Raw genomic sequence first — 23,656 nt, 5'->3', positions numbered from 1 at the left:
CGGAGGTGGTGGTGGCACGGTCGCGGGTAGGGCAGGTGTCGCGTCTCCAAACGCTAGGTATTAAGCATAAGCACTAGACTTGAAGCACTAAGCTTTTAAGCACACTGTTTTAAATAAAACTCAAGAGGTGGTGAGAGTGAAATCTAAGCTGATCATGAGCGGGCTGGCGGCCCTCGGCGTCATGGCAGGCACATCCGGTGCTTATGCCCAAGATGCTGAACGTGACGCAATTGCCGAGCGCCTAGCGCCGGTAGGACAACTCTGCCTTCAAGGCCAAGACTGCGGCACGGCAGCAGCGCCTGCGGCTGCCAGCAGCGGCGGTGGTGATGAGGTAGATGGCGAGGGCATCTACAACAACGTCTGTATGGCGTGCCACGAAACCGGCGCTGCCGGTGCGCCGGTACGCGGTGATGAAGCTGCCTGGGCCGAGCGTACCGAGCAAGGCTTTGCCACGCTGCTAGACCACGCCATTAACGGTATTGGCGCGATGCCTGCCCGTGGCGGTAACCCCAACCTCTCTGATGAAGAAGTGGAAGCGGCGGTAGCCCACTTGGTCTCTCCCGTGATGGAAGTACCGGAACTTGGCGGCGGTGAGGAAGCGGCAGCAGAAGCAACTGACGAAGGCTCTAGCGATGACATGGCCGCTAACGAAGCCGCCGCTGAAGCGCCCGCTGCTGAAGAAGCTGCGGCCAGCGACGCCGAAGCCACCGGTGGCGACAGTGGTTTAGACGGTGAAGCACTCTACGCCAGCGTTGGCTGTGCGGCGTGCCACGGTGCCGGTGTTGCCGGCGCACCGAAGCTAGGCGACGCGGAAGCCTGGGGTCCGCGTATCGAGCAGGGTAAGGACGCGCTCTACCAAAGCGTCTTCAACGGTAAAGGCGCGATGCCGCCGCGCGGTGGCAGCAGCGCTTCCGATGAAGAGATTATGGCCGTGGTGGACTACATGGTCTCGCAAGTACAGTAATTGCTTACTGCCCGCCCTCATGGGGGCGGGTAAGCCAAGCGCTATAAAACTATCCACAGGTGGGTGTTCCAAACCCCTTGTGGATATTTTTTTGCACGATACATTGCGCTTGCCCGGCACGCTTACCCCAGCAGCGAGCGCAGCCCGGCAATGGCATCTTTGCCGCGCGCCTGCTTTTTCTCCGGGTCTTCTTTATCGGCACGGCCCTCCCACTCCAAATCATCAGCGGGCAGTTCATCCAAAAAGCGGCTGGGTTGGCAGTCCATCAACTCGCCATACGCCTTACGCTGGCGGGCCAGCGTGAGCGTCAACGTGCGCCGGGCGCGGGTAATGCCCACGTAGGCTAAGCGGCGCTCCTCCTCCACGGTGCCCATCTCGATGGCGTTGCGGTGGGGCAGCAAATCCTCTTCCAAGCCCATCAGGTAGACATGGGGAAACTCCAAGCCCTTGGAGGCGTGCATGGTGAGGAGCTGAACCCGGTCCGAGTCATCCTCCTCTGCCTGCTGTTCGAGAATATCCCGCAGCACCAGGCGTGAAATGGCCGCTTCCACGCCATCGGTTTCCGTCGCGGTGGAATCCGCAGTATCTTCAGGTTCGCGGTCCAGCGACTTTTCAAGCTGATCAATCAAAATCCACACGTTAGCCATTCGCCGTTCGGCGATGGTGGGAGCGCTGGCGTTTTGGTAGAGCCACGCTTCGTAATCCATATCGCGCAGCATATCGCGGATCGCGGCAATGGCATCGCCCTGGTCCATCCGCTTGCGGACGCCATCAATAAAGTGGGTAAAGCGTGCGAGCCGCTCAACGGCACGCGTAGGTAGGGTCTGCTCCAGGCCTAGCTCATGGCAGGCAGAAAACAGCGAGATTGAGCGCTCGGTGGCATAGTTGGCGAGCTTCTCCAGCGTGCCGGGGCCGATTTCGCGGCGGGGCACGTTGACGATACGCAAAAAGGCGTTGTCGTCGGCGGGGTTGATCAGCAGGCGCAGGTACGCCATGGCGTCTTTAATCTCGTTACGAGAGAAAAACGACGTGCCGCCGGAGAGCTTGTAAGGGATTTGATAGTGCTGCAGCTTCAGCTCCAGCAGCCGCGCCTGGAAGTTACCCCGGTAGAGCACTGCAAAATCGCGCCATTCGGCTTTTTCTTTAATGCGTCGGGTGAGTATTTCGCTGGCCACCCGCTCGGCCTCGGCCTCTTCATGGCGGTTCACGATGACCCGAATCGGCGCACCGTCGCCCATATCTGACCACAAGGTTTTGTCATAGACGTGGGGGTTGTTGGCAATCAGCGTGTTGGCCGCGCGCAGTATCGTGCCGGTGGAACGGTAGTTCTGCTCTAGCTTGATGACCTTCAAGCGGGGGAAGTCCTCCCCCAAGGTGACCAGGTTCTCTGGCCGCGCGCCCCGCCAGGCGTAAATCGATTGGTCGTCGTCGCCTACCACGGTAAAGGTGGCCCGTTCCGCCATCAGCAGCTTTACCAGCAGGTACTGGGAGACGTTGGTATCCTGGTACTCATCCACCAGCATATAGTGGATTTTGCGCCGCCAGCGGGCCAGCGCCTCTGGGTCGCGCTGTAAGAGCACCACCGGCAGCAGAATCAGATCGTCGAAATCCACCGCGTTGTAGGCTTTTAGGTGGCGTACGTACGCTTCATAGACGCGGGCGGCAAAGTGCTCGTCATCGTCGGCAGCGAACGAGAGCGCATCGCCAGGCAGTATCAGATCATTCTTCCACTGGGAAATCTTGGCCTGTACGGCGTTGATTTGCTCGGCGTCTACCTGGGCGTCTTTGTTCATCAAGTCGCGCAGCAGCGCCTTGGCATCCTCCGGGTCGAACAGCGAAAACCCCGGCTTGTAGCCTAGGGTTTTCAGCTCGCCGCGAATGATGTTGAGCCCCAGGTTGTGGAACGTAGAGACCGTTAGCCCGTGGCCCTCTTTGCCCTTCAGCATTTGGCCCACTCGTTCTTTCATTTCCCGGGCGGCCTTGTTGGTAAAGGTCACCGCGGCAATTTTGCGCGCGCTCATGCCACACTCTTGCACGAGGTAGGCAATCTTGGTGGTGATGACGCTGGTTTTGCCCGACCCCGCGCCCGCCAGTACCAGGCAGGGGCCATCGATGTAGCGCACCGCCTCTTGCTGGCGTGGGTTGAGCCCTTTGATACGGCTAAGAATGCTCTTTGGCGGTTGGGGCATCATGGCGAAGGGTGACCTCTACAAGTGTTTCGGAGCAATTTCTATTACAATCAGCGGCGCTGACGAAGGCGCAGCAGGCAAATACAGCAGGTAACTCATAGGCAGGTGGTGATGTTTGAAGTAGCGCTATTCGAGCCGCGCATGGCTCCCAATACGGGCAACATTATGCGCCTAGTGGCGAACAACGGCTGCCGTCTTCATTTGATTGAGCCGCTGGGCTTCGATCTCGAAGAGAAAAAGCTGCGCCGCGCTGGTTTAGACTACCGCGACCTCGCCAACGTGACCCGCCACGCGGATTTTACGGCGTTTTATACCGCCATGCAGGGGCGCATCATCTGGGCGATTACCACCAAAGGCACCCGCGCCCACAGCGATGCTAACTTCGCACCGGGGGATGTGCTGCTGTTCGGCTCAGAAACTGCCGGGCTCTCCCCGGAAGTGCACGCCATGCTACCTGCGGAGCAGAAACTGCGTATTCCCATGCAGCCCAATAACCGTAGTTTGAATCTCTCCAACGCGGTAGCGGTAGTGAGCTACGAGGCGTGGCGCCAGCAGGATTACGCCGGCGCCCTCGAGATCTAGATTTATCCGGCAATGCCGTATTGGTCGCGGTAAGCGCGTACCGCATCGGCGTAGGCGAGCATCTCGCCGCCTGCGTGCTCTTCAAGATACGTCAGCACTTGCTCAAGGGTGACAATACTGACCACCGGCATGCCGTACTGCGCTTGCACTTCTTGAATAGCGCTCTGTTCGCCCTGGCCGCGCTCCTGGCGGTCGAGGGCAATGATCACCCCACCGGCACGGGCGCCGTTTTGCTCGATCAGGCTCATCACTTCACGGATCGCAGTACCTGCGGTGATCACGTCATCAATGATCAAGATATCGCCCGCCAGCGGCGCCCCTACGATATTGCCACCTTCACCGTGGGTCTTGGCCTCTTTACGATTGAAGGAGTAAGGCATGTCGCGGTCGTGGTGGTCGGCCAGCGCGGCAGCGGTTACCGCTGCCAGCGGTATACCTTTATAGGCCGGGCCGAACAGTACATCGGCTTTCAAACCGCTATCGACAATCGCTTGAGCGTAAAAACGGCCCAGTTTGGCGAGTGCTCGTCCGGTTTGGAACAGCCCTGCGTTAAAAAAGTAGGGGCTAACGCGTCCGGATTTAAGCGTAAATTCGCCAAACTTAAGTACGCCCTGTTCAATGGCAAAAGCAATGAAATCGCGCTGGTAGGGTTGTAGAGTGGTAGCCACGGTATTCCTCACTAGGCGGAAGGTTTTAATCGGCACGAAAGCAACAATAAAAGTGGGGTAAATGGCAAGTTTTAGTCGCTGCCTTTACCCAAACGTCTAAACGTCGGGTATCATACAGCAGCGACGCAAAAGGGACGATTTATGAAAATTGCCAGCATCAATGTCAATGGTATACGTGATGCCGTCGACCGTGGCTTCCTGGACTGGCTGGCTCAGCAGGATGCCGACGTGGTCTGCGTGCAGAACATCAAGGCGAAAAGTTTTGAACTGGGTGACCATATTCTCTATCCGGAAGGCTACGAAGGCTACTTCCTGGATGCTGAGGAGGATGGCTTCTCCGGTGTGGCGCTCTATTGCCGCAAAATCCCCAAAGCCATCATGTACGGCTTGGGGTTCCCTCAGTGCGACCACGAAGGGCGCTTTCTGCAGGCGGATTACGACCGCTTCAGTATTGCCACCTTCCTGATGCCTGATGGCAGTGACCAAAAAGCCAAACAGGCGTTTATGGAGCAGTACCAAGAGTATCTGACGAAGATGTCGCGCAAACGCCGCGAGTACATCATCTGCGGTACTTGGCACATTGCCCACAAAACCATCGATTTGGCCAACTGGTCGGACAACCAGCTTACTTCCGGTTTCCGCCCAGAAGAGCGTGCCTGGATGGATCAGGTGCTTGGCCCAACAGGCTTTATCGACACCTTCCGCGAAATTAATCGCGATGCAGGCGAGTACACCTGGTGGCCAAAGCTTGACCAAGACGTGCCCCGTGAACGTCAAGAGGGCTGGCGGATCGACTATCAGCTAGTCGGCCCCAACTTCCGGCGTCACGTGGTGGACGCGTGGATTGATTACGATGCGACCTTCTCCGAGTTCGCACCGCTGATCGTTGAGTATGATCTAGCGCTTTAAGCGTTAGCTACTTCCCGCGTCGCACCGACAACAGGCCAGCTCACCGCTGGCCTGTTGCGTTCTAAGGCCCCCGTAAGCCGGGTTCCCTTAACCGCGAATCCCCAGCGCTTCCCGCTGCTGCTCGCGCAGCTCATCACCGGCTTTCTCGGCCAAATCCAGCATCGCGTTCAGCTCTTTACGATTAAACGCGCCCGCTTCCGCCGTACCCTGTACTTCAATCAGCTCGCCGCCCTCGGTCATCACCACGTTCAGGTCGGTATCGGCTTTGCTATCTTCGGGGTAGTCCAGGTCCAGCACCGGCACGCCTTTGTAGATGCCCACCGAAATCGCGCTGACCAGCTGCTTGAAGGGGTCGCCCTTGATCTTCTTTTCCCGCTGCAGGTAGCGGATTGCATCCACCAGCGCCACGCAGCCGCCGGTAATGGCCGCCGTGCGTGTGCCGCCGTCGGCCTGGATCACATCGCAATCCACAGTAATGGTGAACTCACCCAGCTTTTTCAAATTCACCGCTGCGCGCAGGCTGCGGCCAATCAGCCGCTGAATCTCCAGGGTGCGGCCACCCTGCTTGCCACGGGTCGCTTCGCGACCGCTGCGGGTATGTGTGGCGCGGGGCAACATGCCGTACTCGGCGGTAATCCAGCCCTGATTCTTACCGCGCAGCCAGCGCGGAACGCCCGCTTCCACGCTCGCGTTGCACAGCACCTTGGTATCGCCAAACTCCACCAGCACGGAGCCTTCCGCATGGCGGGTGTAATCACGGGTCAAGCGAATCTCACGGAGCTGGTCGGCCTCGCGACCGCTGGGGCGAACAACATCAGGACGCATAGCACCTCACATCATTTTTAAAGTGGAAAAGCCCTCTATTGTACACGTCTGGGCGTGCGCTGATGGGCCTATCGGTTAGACTGTGCGGAACCTATTGACTGACAGGATAAACCGCCCATGGCTGCTTACCGCCACGTACACAGCATGACCGCCTTCGCCCGCACCGAGCAGGCCGCCCCGTTTGGCACCCTGCAAGTCGAGATCCGCTCGGTGAACCAGCGCTACCTAGAACCACATTTTCGCCTGCACGAAAGCCTGCGTGATTTAGAACCGGCACTGCGCGAAGCGCTGCGTACCCGTCTGGCCCGTGGCAAAGTAGAGTGCAGCGTGCGGTTCGAGAGCGCCGACACTACCCAAGCGCCGGCAGTGAACGCCCAGCGCCTAAAAGAGATTTCCGATGCCCTGGCCGCCATTCAGCAGCAGGTACCCAGCGCCGTGCCGCCCACCACGCTGGCACTGCTCAACCAGCCCGGCGTGATGGAAACCCAGCACCTTGACCAAGACGCCATCAAATCCGCCGCCAAAGCGCTGTTTAACCAAGCGCTGGATGAGCTGATCGACGCCCGCGCCCGCGAAGGCGACAAGCTGGCCGAGATGATTACCACTCGCCTAGACGCGGTGAGCGAGCAAGTGGCCACCGTACGCAGCCTGCTCCCGCAAATCCTGGAACGCCAGCGCGCCCAGCTACTAGAGCGCCTGGACGTCGCCAAAACCGAGCTCGACCCCCAGCGCCTGGAAGCCGAACTGGTACTGGTAGCCCAAAAAGCCGACGTGGACGAAGAGCTAGACCGCCTCACCGCGCACATTGAAGAAGTGCGCCACCAGCTCGCCCAAAAAGGCCCCAAAGGCCGCCGCCTGGATTTCCTGATGCAGGAGCTTAACCGCGAAGCGAATACACTTTCATCGAAATCGGTGGTAGCGGAGACGACCCGCTGCGCGGTGGAGCTGAAGGTGCTGATTGAGCAGATGCGGGAGCAGATTCAGAATATTGAGTGATGAGCATGATTCGAGTGACAGCTTGGAGTGCAAGCGAGGTAGAGGCAACCGTTGCTACCTACCGGCAGATGTTGGTAGCAGAACTGAGTGGGCAAAGTTATAACAAGCGCGCACTTAATCGAGCGCTGATGACACAGCTTGATGGCCGCTCAGCCAGCGCCATAGAGTTCAAGCACTGTAATATCAGCGCAGTGTTGCGGGATGCCAACTGCCCCTATGTCGATGGCTATAAGCCGCGTAGCAACTATCAACAAAGTCTAGTTGAAGCTGTCGAGGAGCTGTTGCTGCGAAGCGAACTCGTTGATCGTGCAGCGCGTTTGGCCGCTGATCTTCCAGTGGTTGATACCATTGGCATCGTAGACGAGCGCATTATCGTCGAACCTCCTAGAACGACACCACCGCAACAAGGCGTTCGGGAATTTCATGCAGACTATTCCGTGCGCCCACCACAAAAACGCGACTACCTAGCCCGAGAAACCCGCAACCGTGAGCTTGGGCTAGCCGGTGAGCACCTAGTGATTCGGTTCGAGCAGAACCGGCTGATCCAAGCTGGGTACGATAAGCTGGCGGAGCGGGTTGAGCACGTTGCGGTAACTCAGGGTGACGGGCTGGGATTCGATATCCGTTCCTTCGAGCCCGACGGTCGCGACCGGCTGATTGAGGTCAAGACCACCGCCTTTGCCAAAGAGAGTGCGTTTTTTATTACGCCCAACGAGCTCGAATGCTCGCATGCCCATTCGGAACATTACCATTTGTTCCGACTGTTCAACTTCCGCAAGGGGCCGAAGCTTTTTTTCTTGAAAGGTGACCTCCACGAACAGCTCTGGCTGGAGCCAGATAGCTACCGGGCGGGAGTGCGTTAATAGCTTAAAAGAGGGAACTGCTTCGAGAAATCAAAAGTTCAGCCGCTGAGATTGTTCGTGAAGCTATCGTTCACTCATCGCCCCGCTCGTGCTGCTGAAGCTGTTCAACGGCCTGTGCCCGTTCGCGCTCTAGCTCGCGTTTAAGTTCATCTTCAGAGGGCAGATACGGCAGGTATTTCGCTGCAAACAGCTGTTTTTGTTCGGCCAGCACCGAGTACTTCACCACGGCTTCGCTCTTTTCACTGCACAGCACCAAGCCAATAGTGGGGTTATCGTCGCTGCCTTTGCGCTGCTCATCGTATAAGCGCACATAGGTATCCATTTGGCCGATATCCTGGTGCCTGAGCTTGCCGAGTTTTAGATCCACCAGCAAAAAGCACTTCAGTTTGAAGTTGTAGAACACCAAGTCGATGTAGAAATCTTCGTCATCAAAACGAATGCGCTGCTGGCGCTCCACAAAGGCAAAACCTTTGCCCAGTTCCAGCAGAAACTGCTGTAGGTTGCTGATAATGGCCTGTTCTAGCTGGCTTTCCTGATAGGTTTTATCCTGCAGATTAAGAAAATCCAGAATGTAGGGATCACGCAGATAGTCTTTAGCGCTTTCTGCCAGTGGCTGGGTGTTTTGCTGGGCTTCTGCTGCCACCAGGGATTTATCTTGGCTGGCTAGCAGCCGCTCGTAGTAGAGGGTGCTAATTTGGCGTTCTAGAGCTCTGGCGCTCCAGCTTTGGTTGATCGCTTCTTGCAAATACCAGTCGCGGGCTTGGGCGTTTTCTATTCGCAGAAGGGTGCGATAGTGAGTCCAACTCAATTCAAGACGCACTGCGTCGCGAATTGGAAAGGCGTGATAAAACTGGCGCATATTGCGTAAATTGGTGACATCAAAACCTTTCCCAAGCCGCTCGGTGAGCTGTTGTGAGAGCTGCTGTAGCTGCTGCTTACCATACTCAGCACGACGATTGCCTTGCTGTTCGTGCTCGACAATTAAACGGCCTATTTCCCAGTAGCTTTGTACCATGGCCGTATTCACGGCTTGGCGAACCTGCCCGCGTGCTTGCTCTATCTGTTGAGTAATTGCGCTAACGAGGCGGCTAAAAGCGGTTGGGTTCTGCTCCGTCATAGGCTTAACCCCTGGCGTTATAGAGTAATGTCAGCTGGCTTAGGCTTAACAATATCAAATTTTGCCTATTCAAGGACGCCTCTCCATGCGCACTCTGCGCCACCTCACTTTAACCTTGTTGCTCGGTGTGTTGGGTATGCTCCCTATTGCTCAGGCAAACGAAACAACCTGGCAAGCGCTCCAAGAGGGCGGTCTGGTCATCCTCATGCGCCACTCCCTGGCTCCCGGTATCGGCGACCCGCCGGGGTTCGTGTTGGAGGCGTGCGAGACCCAGCGCAACCTGTCCAGCGAAGGGCGTGCCCATGCGGTGCAGGGCAGGCGCTGCGGGAGCGGGGCGTGGCGATTGATGCGGTGTACAGCTCCCAGTGGTGCCGGGCGTTGGAAACCGCTGAGCTGATGGCGCTGGGGGCTGTGGTACCTGCGCCGTGGTTGAATTCGTTCTTCCGCGGGCGTGGGGATCAGGTGGCCATTACCCAAGCGGCTCGTGAGCGTATTGCGGGGTGGCAGGGGCCCGGGAATATGCTGCTAGTGACGCATCAGGTGAATATCACGGCGCTGACCGGCGGGGGCGTTAGCTCCGGGGAAATGGTGGTGGTGCGCCCGCAAGAGGATGGCTTCACGGTGGTGGGGCGGCTGAGCGTTCGCCGCGTGATCGCTCAGCATCCTGCCAGCCGGGCTGATATTGGTGATCTGGTCACTCGAAGGCCGCCGCCTGGATTTCCTGATGCGGGAGCAGATACAAAATATTGAGTAACCTGAATCACTCTCCAGGTTGATTCGTGTCAGCATTGCATGAGTTGACACATAATACGATGGCAGCCAAAACCCCCTACCTCGTATTACCGAATAAGAGAGCGTTGTGATGACAAAAGCAGGCAGTGCAAACAAAGAGATATCAGTGCAATCTAATAAGCAAGTGCCATGGGTAGATGAGTTCAGCGTGGTTAAAAAGACTCATGGTGCCCAAGGCGCGCAAGCGGCTGCCATTGCGGATATTTTAGGTCTGAAAGGCCCACTGCCTGAACCCCATGAAGAAACCTTAAAAGCGGTAGCAGATATTATTGATGGCGCATCGCTTGATGATGTTGCCGAACTGAAAAAAGCTCTAATTCATTGGAAGCAGTTCGATAAAGGCCGCACGGTATCGAAAGATGAGGCGCTGGTTGAGAACTGGAGAACGGCGACCTACCCGTACAAAAACCGTCTTTCACGTAAAACCTATGAAAAGCAAAAGTACTATCTACAGGTCGAGCTTTTAAAGTTGCAGGCGTGGATTAAAAAGACCGGCCAGCGTGTCGTGATTATTTTTGAAGGTCGAGATGCGGCGGGTAAAGGGGGAACGATTAAGCGTTTTATGGAGCATCTAAACCCCCGTGGCTCGCGGGTGGTTGCGCTTGAAAAACCCACGGAGGCCGAGCAGGGCCAATGGTACTTCCAGCGCTACATTAAACATTTACCGACTCACGGTGAACTCGTGCTGTTTGACCGCTCCTGGTACAACCGTGCCGGCGTTGAGCGAGTGATGGGGTTTTGCACCGACCAGCAGTATCAGGATTTTTTGCGGCAAGCTCCTGAGTTAGAGCGCAACTTAGTGGGTAGTGGGTTGCACTTAATTAAATTCTGGTTCTCAGTAAGCCGCGAAGAGCAGCAGCGGCGCTTCAAAGAGCGTGAGTTGCACCCGCTCAAGCGCTGGAAACTTAGTCCGATTGATTTGGCGTCGTTGGAAAAATGGGACGAGTATACCGAGGCCAAAGAGACCATGTTTTTCCACACTGATCACTCCGAAAGTCCTTGGATTGTGATCAAGTCAGACTGCAAAAAGCGCGCACGCCTTAATGCCATGCGCTATGTGTTGAATGCCTTTAATTATGAAGGTAAAGACATCAATAACATTGGAGCAATCGACCCACTGGTGGTAGGCCGCGCTGAGTTCTCTAACGGCTGATTGATTTCTAACAATTTCTTTCAATGAAACGGGGCAAATTATTCGCTCCCCATCGGCGGGTTGAGGTTTTACGCTGGGCGTATTGATAAGGAGGGCATTATGTCATCAGCCAATACTCAATCCGTTCGCCGCGTGGTTGCCCAGCACCCTGCCCATCGGGATGATATCGGTGATTTGGTCACTCGCAGGCCGCTACCGGGGCCGGGGTTGGATCAGCTCGACCCCTTTCTGTTCTTGAATCATCACGGCCCGCAGGTCTACCCGGCAAACAATCAGGGGCTGCCCTTTGGGCCGCACCCGCACCGTGGGTTTGAAACGGTCACTTTTATTCTGGAAGGCTCGTTGGCCCACGCCGATAGCGCCAAGCATCAAAGCGTCATTCACGCAGGCGGCGTGCAGTGGATGACCGCAGGCAGCGGCATCGTCCATGCGGAAATTTCACCGCCGGAGTTCCTGCGCGAGGGCGGTCCACTGGAAATCTTGCAGCTGTGGGTCAACCTGCCGTCACGGCTGAAAATGAGCGAGCCGCGCTATGTGGGCTTGCAGCGGGAGGGGATTCCCGCTATCGCGTTGCCTGGTGGGAGTAAATTGAACCTGATTGCCGGGCAGTGGCAGGGCCAAATGGGGCCGATCGAGTCGCTGACCGGCGTGTTTATGTCCACGCTGGCGTTGCCTGCGGGCGCACTTGAGCAACTCCCTGTTGCCTCGGGGCGGCAGGTATTCCTTTACGTGGTGAGTGGTGACGTGAAAGTGGGTAGTGAAGCTGTCAAACCTCAGCATCTCATCGAAGTGGACCGCGATGGTGAAAGTCTGGTCATCGAGGCAGACAGCAATGCACGCCTGCTGTTTGGCCATGGCGAGGTGATTGATGAACCCGTCTACTCCCACGGCCCCTTTGTGATGACAACGCGCGACGAAATTGTGCAGGCGGTGGAGGATTACCAGAACGGCAAGTTTGGCGGGCTAACGATCTAAACGCCTGCCCTATACCGGCTCGCCTCGATAGTAATGCCACAAAAACAGCGACCCCACGCTGCGCCAGGGTGCCCAGTGCTCTACCAGCTGGCGCGCCTGCTTCGGTGTGGGTTTGTCCTCCATGCCCTTCAAGCGGCCTAGCGCTACCCTGAGGGCGAGGTCGTCGGCGGGAAAAATATCGGGCCGTTTGAGCGAGAACATCAGGTAAATCTCAGCGCTCCAGCGGCCAAAACCTCGCAACTGGGTAATCGCGGCAATGGCGTCGTCGTCGCTGAGATGCGCTAGCCCATCGGCGCTAAACGTGCCTGCCAGCTCCGCCTCTGCCAGCCCTTTGGCGTACTCGATTTTACGCCACGATAGCCCCGCATCGCGCAGCGCTTGACCTTCTACCTCCATCACCGCCTTGGCATGCAGCTCTGGCAGCAGAGTATTCACACGCCCCATGATCGCGCGAGCGGCTTCGGTGGAGATCTGCTGGCTCACGATGGTGGAGAAGAAGGTGGCAAACCCTGGATCGCGCTGGCGCGGAGTGGGTGCGCCTACTAAAGGGTAGGCACGTGCGATATCGGGGTCGACATTGGCCAGTGCCTGCATGGCGTGCTCGATGGTGCTGGAGGTCATAACCGGCTCACTTAATGAAAAGATCATCGTAACATCCTAGCAGTTGCCTCTTGGGTGCTGCCGCGTAAGTGTCCACGGGGCTACCCCTTTGCGGGCTAACTTTTTTAGCGCGATATATTTCTACTTTCGTCTAATCCTGCCATCATTTGCCGCTATTTAAGACCGTTTTGAGAAGCGGGCGCTTTAACCAGCGTCTGGGGAGAGAGGTATGCAAGAGTCGTCATCGGGGCTGGCGCGTAACCCGCGGTTGGCTGAATTTGTACTGGCGCTGGGCGGGTTTGGCATTGGCACTAGCGAGTTCGTCATTATGGGGTTGATGAACCGCGTCGCGGGGGATCTAGCCGTGACCGTGCCCCAAGTGGGCTATGCGATTAGCAGCTATGCACTGGGCGTCGTGGTGGGCGCGCCGCTGATCTCCGCGCTTGCCGCGCGGGTGCCGAAGCGGGCGCTGCTGATTGCCCTGATGCTGGTATTCGCCGTGGGCAATATTGCCAGTGCCATGGCGCCGGGGTTTTGGTCGTTTGTGGGCCTGCGTTTTATTGCCGGTTTGCCCCACGGGGCTTACTTCGGCGTGGCGGCGCTGGTCGCGGCCGGGGCGGTGCCGATTGACCAGCGGGCGCGGGCCATTGCCAGGGTGATGATGGGGCTCACCGTGGCTATTTTGATTGGCGCGCCGCTGGGTACCTGGGCGGGTAACCAATTTGGCTGGCAAATCGCGTTTGCGGCGGTGGGCGCTATTGCACTGCTCACCGCGATGTTGATTCGTGTGTGGGTGCCGGTACAGCCCTTCGATGCTCTTGCCAGCCCGCTAAGGGAGCTTTCCGCGCTGGTGAAGCAACGGGTGTTGGTGACCATAGCGATTGCCTGTATCGGCTGCGGCGGTATGTTTTCGATCTTCAGCTATGTAATGCCGACGCTGACCCAGCAAGCGGGTATGAGCGAAGCGCTGGGGCCATTGGTGTTGGTGATTTTCGGCTTGGGCTCGATTGCCGGTAATCTGGTGGGTGGGCGCATGGCGGATAAAAACCTGATGCGGGCCATTCCCACCATCTTGGTGTGGTGCGCCGTGGTGCAGGGGCTCTTTTACTTTGCCGCTAACGAGGTGTGGTCAGGGCTGGTTTTTGTTGGCTTGGTAGGCACCAGCATGGCGCTGGCACCTTCGCTGCAAACCCGCTTGATGGATGTAGCTGAAGACGCCCAAACCATGGCGGCCTCTATGAACCACGCGGCCTTCAACGGGGCGAACGCGCTGGGTGCGTGGCTAGCGGGCTTGGCAATTAGCGCCGGGTTTAGCTGGTCCAGCACGGGGCTGGTGGGCGCTGGCCTTGCGCTGTGTGGCCTAGTGATCTTTGCCTGGGGGCGCTGGTTAGAGAAACGCACCTATCCTGTGGAGCCTGCTGTAGCCCAGGGCTACAAATAAGTCGTTGCTAAACAAAGACGCAGGATATTTAAAGTGGCAAGAAGCGCGCATCGTTCCTAGGGTGTAAAGGTGCAATCCTTGACCTCCTCCCTCAGCTTCTTAGGAAGCTGCCGCCTGCGGCGGAAAGGAAGGGAATTCCCTGGTTGTCGCCTTCCAGGTTCCTGCTTCGCTGTCCGTTGCCTTCAATGCCTTGGCATTGCCGGTCTTACACAAACTCAACAGGCGTCAATTCCCGAGGGCCCCTCGGTATTTGCTGCAACTCTCGGCACCGGCGAGTAGCGCGGTGCCGGCTTGTAGGATGTTTCGAGCGGCATTGAGGTCACGGTCAATGCCCTGGGTACCGCAGCTTGGGCAATCCCAAACGCGCACATCGAGCGGCAGGGCCTCCCGCACAAAGCCGCAGCCATGGCAGCGTTTGCTGCTGGGGTACCAGCGATCGATCTGGACGAACTGCCGTCCCGCCCACGCCGCTTTGTACTCAAGCTGGCGAACCAACTCCCCCCAGCCGACATCGCTGATCGCTTTGGAAAGGTGACGGTTTTTAACCAGGTTCTTCACCTGCAAACTCTCCGCTGCGATCACTTGGTTCTCGTTCACGATCTGGCGGGTGAGTTGATGCAGGTGGTCACGCCGAGTATCGGCAATCTTGGCATGGCATTTAGCCACTTTTAGCCGCGCCTTGGCACGGTTATTCGAACCTTTTTGCTTACGGCTCAATTGCCGCTGCGCCCGCGCCAGCTTGCGCGCATAGCGTGCCGTATGGCGGGGATTGTTGACCCGCTGACCCTCGCTGGTGACGAATAGGTCTTTCAGCCCCAGGTCGATACCGACCATCTTGGGCGTGATCGGCAGCGCTTCAGTGTCCACTTTGCACAGGCAGCTAATGAAGTAACGACCGGCGCGGTCTTTGGAAACGGTCACCGTGCTGGGTGCTGAGGGCAGGTCGCGGCTCCAGCGGATGTTGAGCGGTTCGCGGCACTTGGCCAGCGTGATTTGGCCATTGCGGTACGAAAACGCCGAACTGGCAAAGGTGGCCGACTGCCGGTGTTTCTTGGATTTAAAGTGGGGGTAGCGTGCCCGCTTGGCAAAGAAGTGTTTGAACGCGGTTTGCTGATGGCGTAAGCATTGCTGCAACGGCACCGAACTAACCTCGGTTAGAAAGGCGGTGTCCGGCTGCTTTTTCAACTGCGTTAGAAACGCACTGGCGTCGTGATAGCCGATTCTCTCCTGGCGCTGATAGAACGCATCGGTGCGATAGCGCAGCACGGCATTCCACACAAACCGGACGCACCCGAACGTCCGTGCCAGCAGGGTTGCCTGCTTGGGCGTCGGATAGAAACGGTATCTGTAGGCGCGTTCGGTTGTCATGGCTTACACATTAGCCATCTAGTGGTAAGAAAACAAGGCGTCCTGGCGGACGCCGCGCTATCCATCCGCTCACTAAAAGTAAGCGGTTTTCCGCGCTGACTGATAAAAATGGACGGCATGCGCGGTGTAATCGTCCTGTTCCAGCATGTTGTACAAGTTTTTGCAGGCCTCACCCTGGTGGCGTACAAACATTAGTCCGCCTCTCCTTCATCGCCCCAATCATTAACCAGCGAAATACGACATACGTTGGCGATGCTTAAAATGATTGCACTGCGCCTTCTGACCTCCTTATGGCACTTTGGAAACGCTACAGTCCCTGCCATGGGTGTGCGATACTGCCTCCTATTCTTACGCCGGTAGAAATCGGCTTGTGTGATGACGAACGATCATTTTGACTAACTAGGGAAGCGCTTCATGTCCCAGGGTACGCTTTTTATTGTTTCTGCCCCGTCGGGCGCGGGTAAAACCAGCCTCGTTCGTGAGCTGATCGAAAGCCTGGATGGCATTCAGGTGTCGGTGTCGCACACCACGCGCGCCAAGCGAGAAGGTGAAGTGGACGGCGTAAACTACCACTTTACCCAAGTGCCTGACTTTGAAGCCATGATCGCCCGTGGCGACTTCTTTGAGTATGCCAAGGTCTTCGACAACTACTACGGTACGTCCCGCCAAGCGGTCCAAACCCTGCTGGATGCGGGGCAGGATGTGATTCTGGAGATCGATTGGCAGGGTGCTCAGCAGGTGCGCGAACAGATGCCCTCTGCGGTATCGATCTTTATCCTGCCGCCGTCGCGTAGTGAGCTGGAGCGCCGCCTCTCAAGCCGGGGGACCGACGAGCACGCGGTGATTGCCCGGCGTATGCGCGACGCGGTCAGCGAGATGTCCCATTACGACGAGTACGACTACCTAGTGATTAACGACGATTTCACCACGGCGCTGCAAGAGCTGCAGTCGCTGGTGATCAGCCGCCGCTTAACGCGGGCCACCATGCAGGAGCGCCACGCGCCACTGCTCGATGCGCTCTTGTCACAGGCGCCTGGCGTCGAGTAATCTATCAGGTCCTATCACCACTCTTTTCGCTGGGTCGGCGGCGTTATCCAACAACGCCGGCCCGGCGCCGTTATTACAGGAAGGCCCCATGGCTCGCGTAACCGTTGAAGATTGTCTGGAAAATGTTGAAAACCGCTTCAAACTGGTGATGATTTCCACCCAGCGTGCCCGCCAGCTGGCCCGAGGCTCCCGCGATGCGCTGCTGCCCTGGGAAAACGACAAGCCGACCGTAATGGCGCTGCGTGAAATCGCTGCTGGTCTGATTGACCACACCGTTCTGGACGAGCCGGTTGAAGCTCCCGTGCGTGCGCGTCCTGCCATGACGCCCAGCGCTCAAATCGACGATTAAGCAAGCACCGATTAGAGGCGCGGTACATGTTCACCATTGATGACCTAGCTGACCGACTCGGCGGCTATTTACCTCCGGACGAGATCCAGCAGGTCAAGCGCGCCTTCTACTATGCAGAGCAGGCCCATGATGGCCAGCGCCGCCGCTCTGGCGAGCCTTACGTCACCCACCCGCTCGCAGTCGCCAATATTCTCGCCAACATGCACATGGACCATCAGAGCCTGATGGCGGCCATGCTGCACGATGTGATTGAAGATACCGGCGTCTCCAAAAAAGCCCTGGCTGCCCAGTTCGGCAAGCCTGTGGCAGAGTTGGTGGATGGCGTCTCCAAACTGACCCAAATCACCTTTGAAGATAAAGCCGTTGCCCAGGCGGAGAATTTTCAAAAGATGGTGCTGGCGATGTCGCGAGATATCCGCGTCATCATCGTCAAGCTGGCCGACCGGCTGCACAATATGCGTACCTTGGGGGCGCTGCGGCCGGATAAAAAACGCCGGATTGCCCGGGAAACCCTGGAGATCTACGCGCGTATTGCCGGGCGGCTAGGTATTAATACGATCCGTGTCGAGTTGGAAGACCTCTCATTCCAAGCGATTCACCCCATGCGTGCCGAGCGTATCAAGCGCGCGGTGGCCAGCGCGCGGGGCAACCGCCGCAGCGCCATGCGGGAAATCCAGTCATCGCTACAGCAGAGCCTGGACGACGAAGGCCTGAAAGGCACGGTGATTGGCCGCCAGAAGCATCTGCTCTCGATCTACAAAAAGATGCGCGACCAGCGCAAGCCGTTTGCGGAGATTATGGATGTCTTCGGTTTTCGGATTATCACCGAAGACGTGGCGAGCTGTTACCGCATTCTCGGTGTGGTGCATAACCTCTATAAGCCGGTACCGGGGCGCTTTAAAGATTACATCGCGATTCCCAAGGCGAACGGTTACCAGAGCCTGCACACTACCCTGTTTGGTCAGCGGGGGATGCCCATTGAAGTGCAGATCCGCACCCGCGAAATGGAAGCCATGGCCAACAACGGGATTGCCGCCCACTGGCTCTATAAGGCCGGGCAGACGGCGCACCCGATTGCCGAAGGCAGCCACGCCCGCGCCCGCGCCTGGGTGAAGGGGCTGTTGGAGATGCAGCGCCACGCGGGAGATTCGCTGGAGTTCATCGAGCACGTCAAGAACGACCTGTTCCCCGACGATATCTATGTCTTTACCCCCAAAGGCGACATCATGGAGCTGCCCCAGGGCGCCACGGTGATCGACTTTGCCTACAGCGTGCATACCGATATCGGCAATAACTGCATTGCCTGCCGCATCGACCGCCACTTGGCACCGCTCTCGACGCGCTTGGAAAGCGGTCAAACGCTGGAAATTATCACCGCCCCCGGCGCGCGGCCGAACCTTGCGTGGCTGAACTTTGTCACCACCGCCAAGGCGCGCTCCGCCATTCGCCATGCGCTGAAGCATCAGCAGCAGGCGGAAGCGGTGATGCTCGGGCGGCGGCTGCTCAATAAGGCGCTGGCGCCCTTTGAAACGAGCCTGGAAGAGCTGGACGACAGTATCTTTGAGCAGGCGCTTAAAGAATTAGATGCCACGTCGCTCGACTCCTTGCTCGAGTCGCTGGGGTTAGGCAACCGTATGGCCCACGTTGTCGCGCGGCGCCTGGTGGATGTCGCCCATGGCGATAGCTTCGATAAAACCCTGACGGAAAATAGCGATAAAGCGGTGGTGATTAGCGGTAGCGAAGGCATGGTGATTAACTTTGCCCGCTGCTGCCACCCGCTGCCCGGTGACCCGGTGGTAGGGCATCTGTCGGTCGGTAAAGGGCTGGTGGTGCACCGTAGCGAGTGTAAAAACCTCGCTGACCGTAAAAACGACCCTGAAAAGCTGTTTGCCCTGGAGTGGTCCGAGCATATCGACGAGGACTTCCCGGTGGCGCTGCGTATCGAAATCGAAAGCCGCCGTGGGCTCGTGGCCGAGCTGGCAGGCCTAGTGACCGATGCCGATGCCAATATCGAGCGTATCGGCATCGAGGAGCGCGATGCGCGCCTTTCCACCGTTAATTTAACCCTCTCGGTGAAAGGGCGGGTGCACCTTGCCCGCATTATCAAACGCATCCGCAACCTGCCCAACGTTGGCAAAATTACCCGTACCGCAAACTAAACGCCCATGCGCCTACCGCTGGCTTAACCGCTGGCTGCGTAGGCCATGGCGATAATAATCAACGTTTCATACCTACAGGAGCATGACACCCATGAGCAACAAAGCAGTTATCAACACTGAAAAAGCCCCTGCCGCCATCGGCCCGTACTCCCAGGCGATCAAGGCGGGCAACACGGTTTACCTGTCGGGTCAGATTCCGCTCAATCCGGAAACCATGGAAATTGTCTCCGACGATTTCGAAGCCCAGGCGCGCCAGGTATTTGCCAACCTGCAGGCCGTGTGTGAAGAAGCGGCTGGCTCGCTGGGCGATATCGTCAAGCTCAACCTCTACCTGGTCGACTTGGACAACTTTGCGATCGTGAACAAGGTCATGGAAGAGTTCTTCACAAAGCCTTTCCCCGCCCGCGCCGCCGTAGGCGTGAAGGCGCTGCCCAAAGGCAGCCAGGTAGAAGCCGAAGCCGTGATGGTGATTGGCGACTAATCGCTACGCTCACGCTAGGCGCGGCGTTTAACCGCCGCATAAAAAGCATAAAAAAGAGCGAGCTGGGATTCAGCTCGCTCTTTGCGTTTAGGGCAGCGCTATGAGGGCAATGCTAGAGGGTATTAAGCTTTTTGCAGCTTTAGAAAGCCGCCCTCTTTCAGTACCTGTGCATACCCCTCTTTGTAGGTGGGGTAGCGGAACTGATAACCAGTTTCGAGAATGCGACGGTTATCGCAGCGCTTGCTGGCACGGCGGCGCAGCGGCGACTGCATGGTATCGGTAGATTCCACCTTTAATTGCTTGGCCAGCCACGCCATCACGTTATGCAGAGTGACCGGCTCACAATCGCTGCCCAGGTAGAGGTCTGCCAGCGGCGTACCGCTCTCCTGGCAGCGGATCAGGTGGGCCAGAATGCCGGTGCAGTCGTCCCGATGGATGCGGTTGGAGTAGATCACCGGTGTCACGGCGGCAATACGGCCCTCCGCAACCTGGTGGATCAAGCGGTCACGCCCCGGGCCGTAAATACCGGAGAAGCGTACCACTGTGCCAGGCAGCGGATGGTTGAGCAGCGCCTGTTCCGCCTCGCGCATCAGGTTGCCGGAGAAGCTGGTAGATTCCGTAGGGCTCTCCTCGTTGACCACTTCGCCCTCTTGCTGGCCATAGACGCTGGTGGAGGAGACAAAAAAGACGCGCCGAGGCGGCGTTTTGTGCTGTTCCAAGACGCTGAGAACACGCTTTAGGCCATCTGGATAGGCGCTTTGGTAGGCACTCTCTTCGAAACGGTCTGCACTGACGGTGTAAATCACGTAGTCGGCCTGGGGCAGCGCGCTGGCGTCGGCCCCTTCCAGGCTGTTGAGGTCAAGGGCCAGCGGCTCAATGCCGGTATGCTCCAATGCCTTGGCTTGGCGGCGCACGCCAATTACCCGATGCCCCTCGTCCAGCAGCTCTTGTCCAAGCGTGACGCCGATGTCTCCACAGCCGATAATCAATACCGTTAGCTTCACCTTGCTCACCCCTCTTGATAAATATTCCCTATTAGATACAAAGTCCCTATGAGATGTGCCATCTTCAATAAGGCTTGTCTGTCCTTTTCCGTCTCGCTAACACCATTACTAGTCACGAGCTGCAACGAGAGGATGCCACTGGCACCGCTATGACTTTAACAGAACTTCGCTACATCGTAACCCTTGCCCAAGAGCGCCACTTTGGCCGCGCCGCTGAGCGCTGTCATGTTTCCCAGCCGACGCTTTCGGTGGCGGTGAAAAAACTCGAAGACGAGCTGCAAATCCCCCTATTTGAACGCTCTAAATCCACCGTGCAAGTCACTCCTCTGGGCGAAAAAATCGTCGCTCAGGCCCAGCGCGTGCTGGAGCAGAGCGGGCTGATTTATGAGTTGGCCAGTGCCGGCAAAGACCAGCTAGCGAACCCGCTGCGCATTGGCGCGATTTACACCATCGGGCCTTACTTATTTCCCCATTTGGTGCCCGCGCTGGCCAACGCCGCGCCGCAAATGCCGCTCTATATCGAAGAGGGCATGACTGGAACGCTGCGTGCCAAGCTGCGCAGCGGCGAGCTGGACGTGATCATTGTCGCGCTGCCGTTTACCGAAACCGACGTGGTCACCAAGCCGATCTACGACGAGCACTTTGAAGTGTTAATGCCCGCCAGCCACCCCTGGGTGGAGCGCGAAGCGATTCATAAAGAGGATTTATTAGAAGAGCGGCTGCTGCTGCTGGGCGAAGGCCACTGCTTCCGCGATCAAATTCTGGAAGCCTGCCCAGCGATTACCCAGAAGCTTAACAGCCCCAACAACACCCTGATTGCCGAGGGCGGCTCGCTAGAAACGATTCGCCATATGGTGGCCTCTAAGCTTGGCATTACCGTGCTGCCGCAGTCGGCCCTGGGTACCGACCAGTACGAAAACGCCATGCTGGTCAGCCGCCCGTTTGTGGACCCGGCACCTTCCCGCACGGTGGCGATTGCCTGGCGGGCCAGCTTCCCGCGGCCCAAAGCCATTGATGCCCTGGCCCAGGCCATTAGCCAGTGCCAACAGCCGGTGCATAAGGCGAAAGCCGCCTCATGAGTGGGCTTTCCGCACCGGTCACGGCGCTGAAAGGCGTAGGCGAAGCGCTGGCGATCAAGCTCGCGCGGCTCGGAATAGAGCGCGTCAGCGACCTGCTCTTCCACCTGCCGCTGCGTTACCAGGACCGCACGCGACTCACTCCCATTGGCCAGCTGCGGGCGGGGCATGAAGCGGTGGTAGAGGGCGAGGTGACCGCCAGCGATATCGTCAAGGGGCGGCGGCGCAGCCTGCTGATTCGCCTGCGCGACGGTAGCGGTATTTTAAGCCTGCGCTTTTTCCACTTCTCGCCTGCGCAACAGCAGCAGCTTCGCCCCGGCGTGACCGTTCGTGCGTTTGGCGAAGCGCGGGCGGGCGCCACGGGGTTGGAGATCTATCATCCCGAGTATCGCCTCAGCGGCGGCAGCGAGACGCCGGTCGAGGAGTACTACACGCCGATTTACCCCACCACCGAAGGGCTGCACCAATCCCGCCTGCGGGCGCTGACCCAGCAGGCGCTGCGCCTGTTAGAGCAAGCGCCCGAATCGCTGCCCGATGTGATCCCTGACGCCCTGCGCCAGCGCTTCCAACTGCCAGGGCTGCACGCCAGTCTGCAGCTTTTACACCAGCCGCCGCCGGATGTGGATTTAGAGCAGCTCACCCACGGCCTTCACCCTGCCACGCGGCGGCTCGCCCTGGAAGAGCTTTTGGCCCACCAGCTGAGCCTGCGGGAAGTGCGCCTGCGTATCCAGGCCGACGGCGCGCCGGAGCTACCTTCGGGGCGCAGCTTGCAAACGCGCTTTCTAGCGCAGCTGCCATTTGCGCTGACCGGTGCTCAGCGTCGGGTGCTGGAAGAGATCGCCCTCGATTTGGCTCGCCCCGCGCCCATGCTACGGCTGGTGCAGGGGGATGTGGGCTCCGGCAAAACCGTGGTGGCCGCCATGGCGGCGCTTTCGGCGCTGGCGGGCAACTGCCAAGCGGCGATAATGGCACCGACGGAAATCCTCGCCGAGCAGCACTACCGCGCCTTTAAAGCCTGGTTCGAACCGTTGGGCATCGAGGTGGCGTGGCTGGCGGGCAAGTTAAAGGGCAAGGCACGGCTGGATGCCAAAGCCGCTATTGCCGATGGCCGAGCGCGCATGGTGGTGGGCACCCACGCGCTGTTTCAAGACGACGTGCACTTCCAGTGCCTGGGGCTGGCGATTATCGATGAGCAGCACCGCTTCGGCGTTCACCAGCGTCTCGCCCTGCGGGAAAAGGGCGAAGCGGGCGGATTGACGCCTCACCAGCTGATCATGACCGCCACGCCCATTCCCCGCACTCTGGCCATGAGCGCCTACGCGGATCTCGATGTCTCAGTAATTGATGAGCTTCCGCCTGGTCGTACGCCGGTAAAAACCGTGGTGGTTTCTGACGAGCGCCGCCCAGAAGTCGTCGAGCGGATTCGCAACGCCTGCAGCGACGGCCGCCAAGCGTATTGGGTATGCACGCTGATCGAAGAGTCCGAGGCGCTGCAGTGCCAGGCCGCCGAGGTGACCCGCGACGAACTTACCCAAGCGCTACCGGAATTGGCCATCGGGCTGATTCATGGGCGCATGAAGGCAGCGGAAAAAGCCGAGGTAATGGACGCTTTCAAGACCGGCGAGTTGGATCTGCTGGTGGCGACCACGGTGATCGAGGTGGGCGTGGATGTGCCTAACGCCAGCCTGATGATCATCGAAAACCCGGAGCGCTTGGGGCTTTCACAGCTTCACCAGTTGCGCGGTCGGGTAGGGCGCGGCAGCACCGAAAGCTTCTGCGTGCTGCTTTATCATCCCCCGCTCTCCAAAAGCTCCCGGGAGCGGCTCGGCGTGATGCGGGAAACCACTGACGGTTTCCGCATTGCCGAAAAAGATCTGGAGATTCGCGGCCCCGGCGAAGTGCTGGGCACCCGCCAAACCGGCCTCGCCCAAATGAAAATTGCCGATCTAGAGCGCGATGCCGACCAGCTAGAGCGGGTGACCGCCCTGGCCCAGGCGCTGCAGGGCAACGCCGACGTAACAGCCGTGCTGGTACGCCGCTGGCTGGGTGAAGCCGCAGGCCGCTACGGGCAGGTTTAGCGGCAGGAAGTGGGTATGCG

At 58.4% G+C, this 23,656-nt stretch carries 23 protein-coding genes; 16 read left to right on the top strand and 7 right to left on the bottom strand.

Features of this window, described 5'->3' with window-relative positions:
- The first annotated feature begins 136 nt into the window (after positions 1–136).
- Positions 137–964 carry a c-type cytochrome gene (locus tag LG300_RS16340; RefSeq protein WP_404376336.1) on the top strand — a complete coding sequence of 276 codons (828 nt, stop codon included), beginning with the start codon at positions 137–139 and terminating at the stop codon, positions 962–964.
- A 122-nt stretch (positions 965–1,086) separates the two neighbouring features.
- Here the strand turns inward: LG300_RS16340 and rep are convergent, their stop codons facing one another.
- Complete coding sequence (rep, locus tag LG300_RS16335; protein ID WP_404376335.1) at positions 1,087–3,156, bottom strand: DNA helicase Rep; 2,070 nt, start codon at positions 3,154–3,156, stop codon at positions 1,087–1,089.
- Between the two features lie 108 nt (positions 3,157–3,264).
- On the opposite strand from rep, the gene LG300_RS16330 reads away from it, so the two are divergent.
- Positions 3,265–3,735, top strand: coding sequence for a tRNA (cytidine(34)-2'-O)-methyltransferase (locus LG300_RS16330; RefSeq protein WP_404376334.1), 471 nt, complete (start codon positions 3,265–3,267; stop codon positions 3,733–3,735).
- Between the two features lie 2 nt (positions 3,736–3,737).
- On the opposite strand, the gene pyrE is transcribed toward LG300_RS16330, so the two are convergent.
- Positions 3,738–4,403, bottom strand: a complete 666-nt coding sequence (pyrE, locus tag LG300_RS16325; RefSeq protein WP_404376333.1) for an orotate phosphoribosyltransferase — start codon at positions 4,401–4,403, stop codon at positions 3,738–3,740.
- Between the two features lie 141 nt (positions 4,404–4,544).
- On the opposite strand from pyrE, the gene LG300_RS16320 reads away from it, so the two are divergent.
- Positions 4,545–5,312 (top strand): exodeoxyribonuclease III, encoded by a 768-nt coding sequence (locus LG300_RS16320; RefSeq protein ID WP_404376332.1) that lies wholly within the window; start codon positions 4,545–4,547, stop codon positions 5,310–5,312.
- An 87-nt stretch (positions 5,313–5,399) separates the two neighbouring features.
- Here the strand turns inward: LG300_RS16320 and rph are convergent, their stop codons facing one another.
- Positions 5,400–6,137, bottom strand: coding sequence for a ribonuclease PH (rph, locus tag LG300_RS16315; protein WP_404376331.1), 738 nt, complete (start codon positions 6,135–6,137; stop codon positions 5,400–5,402).
- 117 nt (positions 6,138–6,254) lie between these two features.
- Here rph and LG300_RS16310 point away from each other — a divergent pair, with 117 nt between their 5' ends.
- Positions 6,255–7,133, top strand: coding sequence for a YicC/YloC family endoribonuclease (locus LG300_RS16310; RefSeq protein WP_404376330.1), 879 nt, complete (start codon positions 6,255–6,257; stop codon positions 7,131–7,133).
- Between the two features lie 5 nt (positions 7,134–7,138).
- Complete coding sequence (locus tag LG300_RS16305) at positions 7,139–7,996, top strand: DUF3883 domain-containing protein (protein ID WP_404376329.1); 858 nt, start codon at positions 7,139–7,141, stop codon at positions 7,994–7,996.
- A gap of 70 nt (positions 7,997–8,066) precedes the next feature.
- On the opposite strand, the gene LG300_RS16300 is transcribed toward LG300_RS16305, so the two are convergent.
- Positions 8,067–9,113: a YhcG family protein gene (locus tag LG300_RS16300; protein ID WP_404376328.1), complete on the bottom strand. Its 1,047-nt coding sequence runs from the start codon at positions 9,111–9,113 to the stop codon at positions 8,067–8,069.
- An 85-nt stretch (positions 9,114–9,198) separates the two neighbouring features.
- Here LG300_RS16300 and LG300_RS16295 point away from each other — a divergent pair, with 85 nt between their 5' ends.
- The 4 genes from LG300_RS16295 to LG300_RS16280 all read left to right on the top strand — a co-directional run bounded on the left by LG300_RS16295 (position 9,199) and on the right by LG300_RS16280 (position 12,033).
- Entirely contained in the window at positions 9,199–9,510 is a 312-nt protein-coding gene (locus tag LG300_RS16295) for a hypothetical protein (RefSeq protein WP_404376327.1), read from the top strand.
- Complete coding sequence (locus tag LG300_RS16290) at positions 9,450–9,863, top strand: hypothetical protein (protein WP_404376326.1); 414 nt, start codon at positions 9,450–9,452, stop codon at positions 9,861–9,863. Before LG300_RS16295 ends, LG300_RS16290 begins: the two co-directional genes overlap by 61 nt.
- A gap of 148 nt (positions 9,864–10,011) precedes the next feature.
- Positions 10,012–11,058 carry a polyphosphate kinase 2 gene (gene ppk2 / locus LG300_RS16285; protein WP_404376325.1) on the top strand — a complete coding sequence of 349 codons (1,047 nt, stop codon included), beginning with the start codon at positions 10,012–10,014 and terminating at the stop codon, positions 11,056–11,058.
- A gap of 99 nt (positions 11,059–11,157) precedes the next feature.
- Positions 11,158–12,033, top strand: a complete 876-nt coding sequence (locus LG300_RS16280; protein ID WP_404376324.1) for a pirin family protein — start codon at positions 11,158–11,160, stop codon at positions 12,031–12,033.
- Between the two features lie 9 nt (positions 12,034–12,042).
- Here the strand turns inward: LG300_RS16280 and LG300_RS16275 are convergent, their stop codons facing one another.
- Complete coding sequence (locus LG300_RS16275) at positions 12,043–12,654, bottom strand: DNA-3-methyladenine glycosylase family protein (RefSeq protein WP_404378062.1); 612 nt, start codon at positions 12,652–12,654, stop codon at positions 12,043–12,045.
- A 208-nt stretch (positions 12,655–12,862) separates the two neighbouring features.
- Here LG300_RS16275 and LG300_RS16270 point away from each other — a divergent pair, with 208 nt between their 5' ends.
- The gene (locus LG300_RS16270; RefSeq protein ID WP_404376323.1) at positions 12,863–14,074 is read left to right on the top strand and encodes an MFS transporter; all 1,212 of its coding nucleotides are present in this window, start codon (positions 12,863–12,865) and stop codon (positions 14,072–14,074) included.
- A gap of 225 nt (positions 14,075–14,299) precedes the next feature.
- Here the strand turns inward: LG300_RS16270 and LG300_RS16265 are convergent, their stop codons facing one another.
- Complete coding sequence (locus LG300_RS16265) at positions 14,300–15,442, bottom strand: RNA-guided endonuclease InsQ/TnpB family protein (protein WP_404376322.1); 1,143 nt, start codon at positions 15,440–15,442, stop codon at positions 14,300–14,302.
- Positions 15,443–15,856: 414 nt separating this feature from the next.
- Between LG300_RS16265 and gmk the strand changes: the two genes are divergently transcribed.
- The 4 genes from gmk (at position 15,857) to LG300_RS16245 (ending at position 19,478) form a co-directional block, all read left to right on the top strand.
- The gene (gmk, locus tag LG300_RS16260; protein WP_404376321.1) at positions 15,857–16,489 is read left to right on the top strand and encodes a guanylate kinase; all 633 of its coding nucleotides are present in this window, start codon (positions 15,857–15,859) and stop codon (positions 16,487–16,489) included.
- Between the two features lie 88 nt (positions 16,490–16,577).
- On the top strand, positions 16,578–16,838 hold the full coding sequence (gene rpoZ, locus LG300_RS16255) for a DNA-directed RNA polymerase subunit omega (RefSeq protein ID WP_404376320.1): 261 nt from the start codon (positions 16,578–16,580) through the stop codon (positions 16,836–16,838).
- A 26-nt stretch (positions 16,839–16,864) separates the two neighbouring features.
- Positions 16,865–18,997, top strand: a complete 2,133-nt coding sequence (locus LG300_RS16250) for a RelA/SpoT family protein (RefSeq protein WP_404376319.1) — start codon at positions 16,865–16,867, stop codon at positions 18,995–18,997.
- Positions 18,998–19,088: 91 nt separating this feature from the next.
- Entirely contained in the window at positions 19,089–19,478 is a 390-nt protein-coding gene (locus LG300_RS16245) for a RidA family protein (protein WP_404376318.1), read from the top strand.
- A gap of 122 nt (positions 19,479–19,600) precedes the next feature.
- Here LG300_RS16245 and LG300_RS16240 read toward each other — a convergent pair whose 3' ends face one another.
- On the bottom strand, positions 19,601–20,482 hold the full coding sequence (locus LG300_RS16240; protein WP_404376317.1) for an SDR family oxidoreductase: 882 nt from the start codon (positions 20,480–20,482) through the stop codon (positions 19,601–19,603).
- A gap of 149 nt (positions 20,483–20,631) precedes the next feature.
- On the opposite strand from LG300_RS16240, the gene LG300_RS16235 reads away from it, so the two are divergent.
- Together LG300_RS16235 and recG are read left to right on the top strand one after the other, a co-directional pair.
- Positions 20,632–21,561: a LysR substrate-binding domain-containing protein gene (locus LG300_RS16235; protein WP_404376316.1), complete on the top strand. Its 930-nt coding sequence runs from the start codon at positions 20,632–20,634 to the stop codon at positions 21,559–21,561.
- On the top strand, positions 21,558–23,636 hold the full coding sequence (gene recG / locus LG300_RS16230; RefSeq protein ID WP_404376315.1) for an ATP-dependent DNA helicase RecG: 2,079 nt from the start codon (positions 21,558–21,560) through the stop codon (positions 23,634–23,636). The genes LG300_RS16235 and recG overlap by 4 nt, the downstream gene beginning before the upstream one ends.
- Positions 23,637–23,656: the final 20 nt, after the last annotated feature.

This window comes from Vreelandella aquamarina, from assembly GCF_044805175.1.
Classification (GTDB): Bacteria; Pseudomonadota; Gammaproteobacteria; order Pseudomonadales; family Halomonadaceae; genus Vreelandella; species Vreelandella aquamarina_B.
Note: the sequence above shows the minus strand (reverse complement) of the source record. Positions and strands in the feature narration are given on the sequence as shown.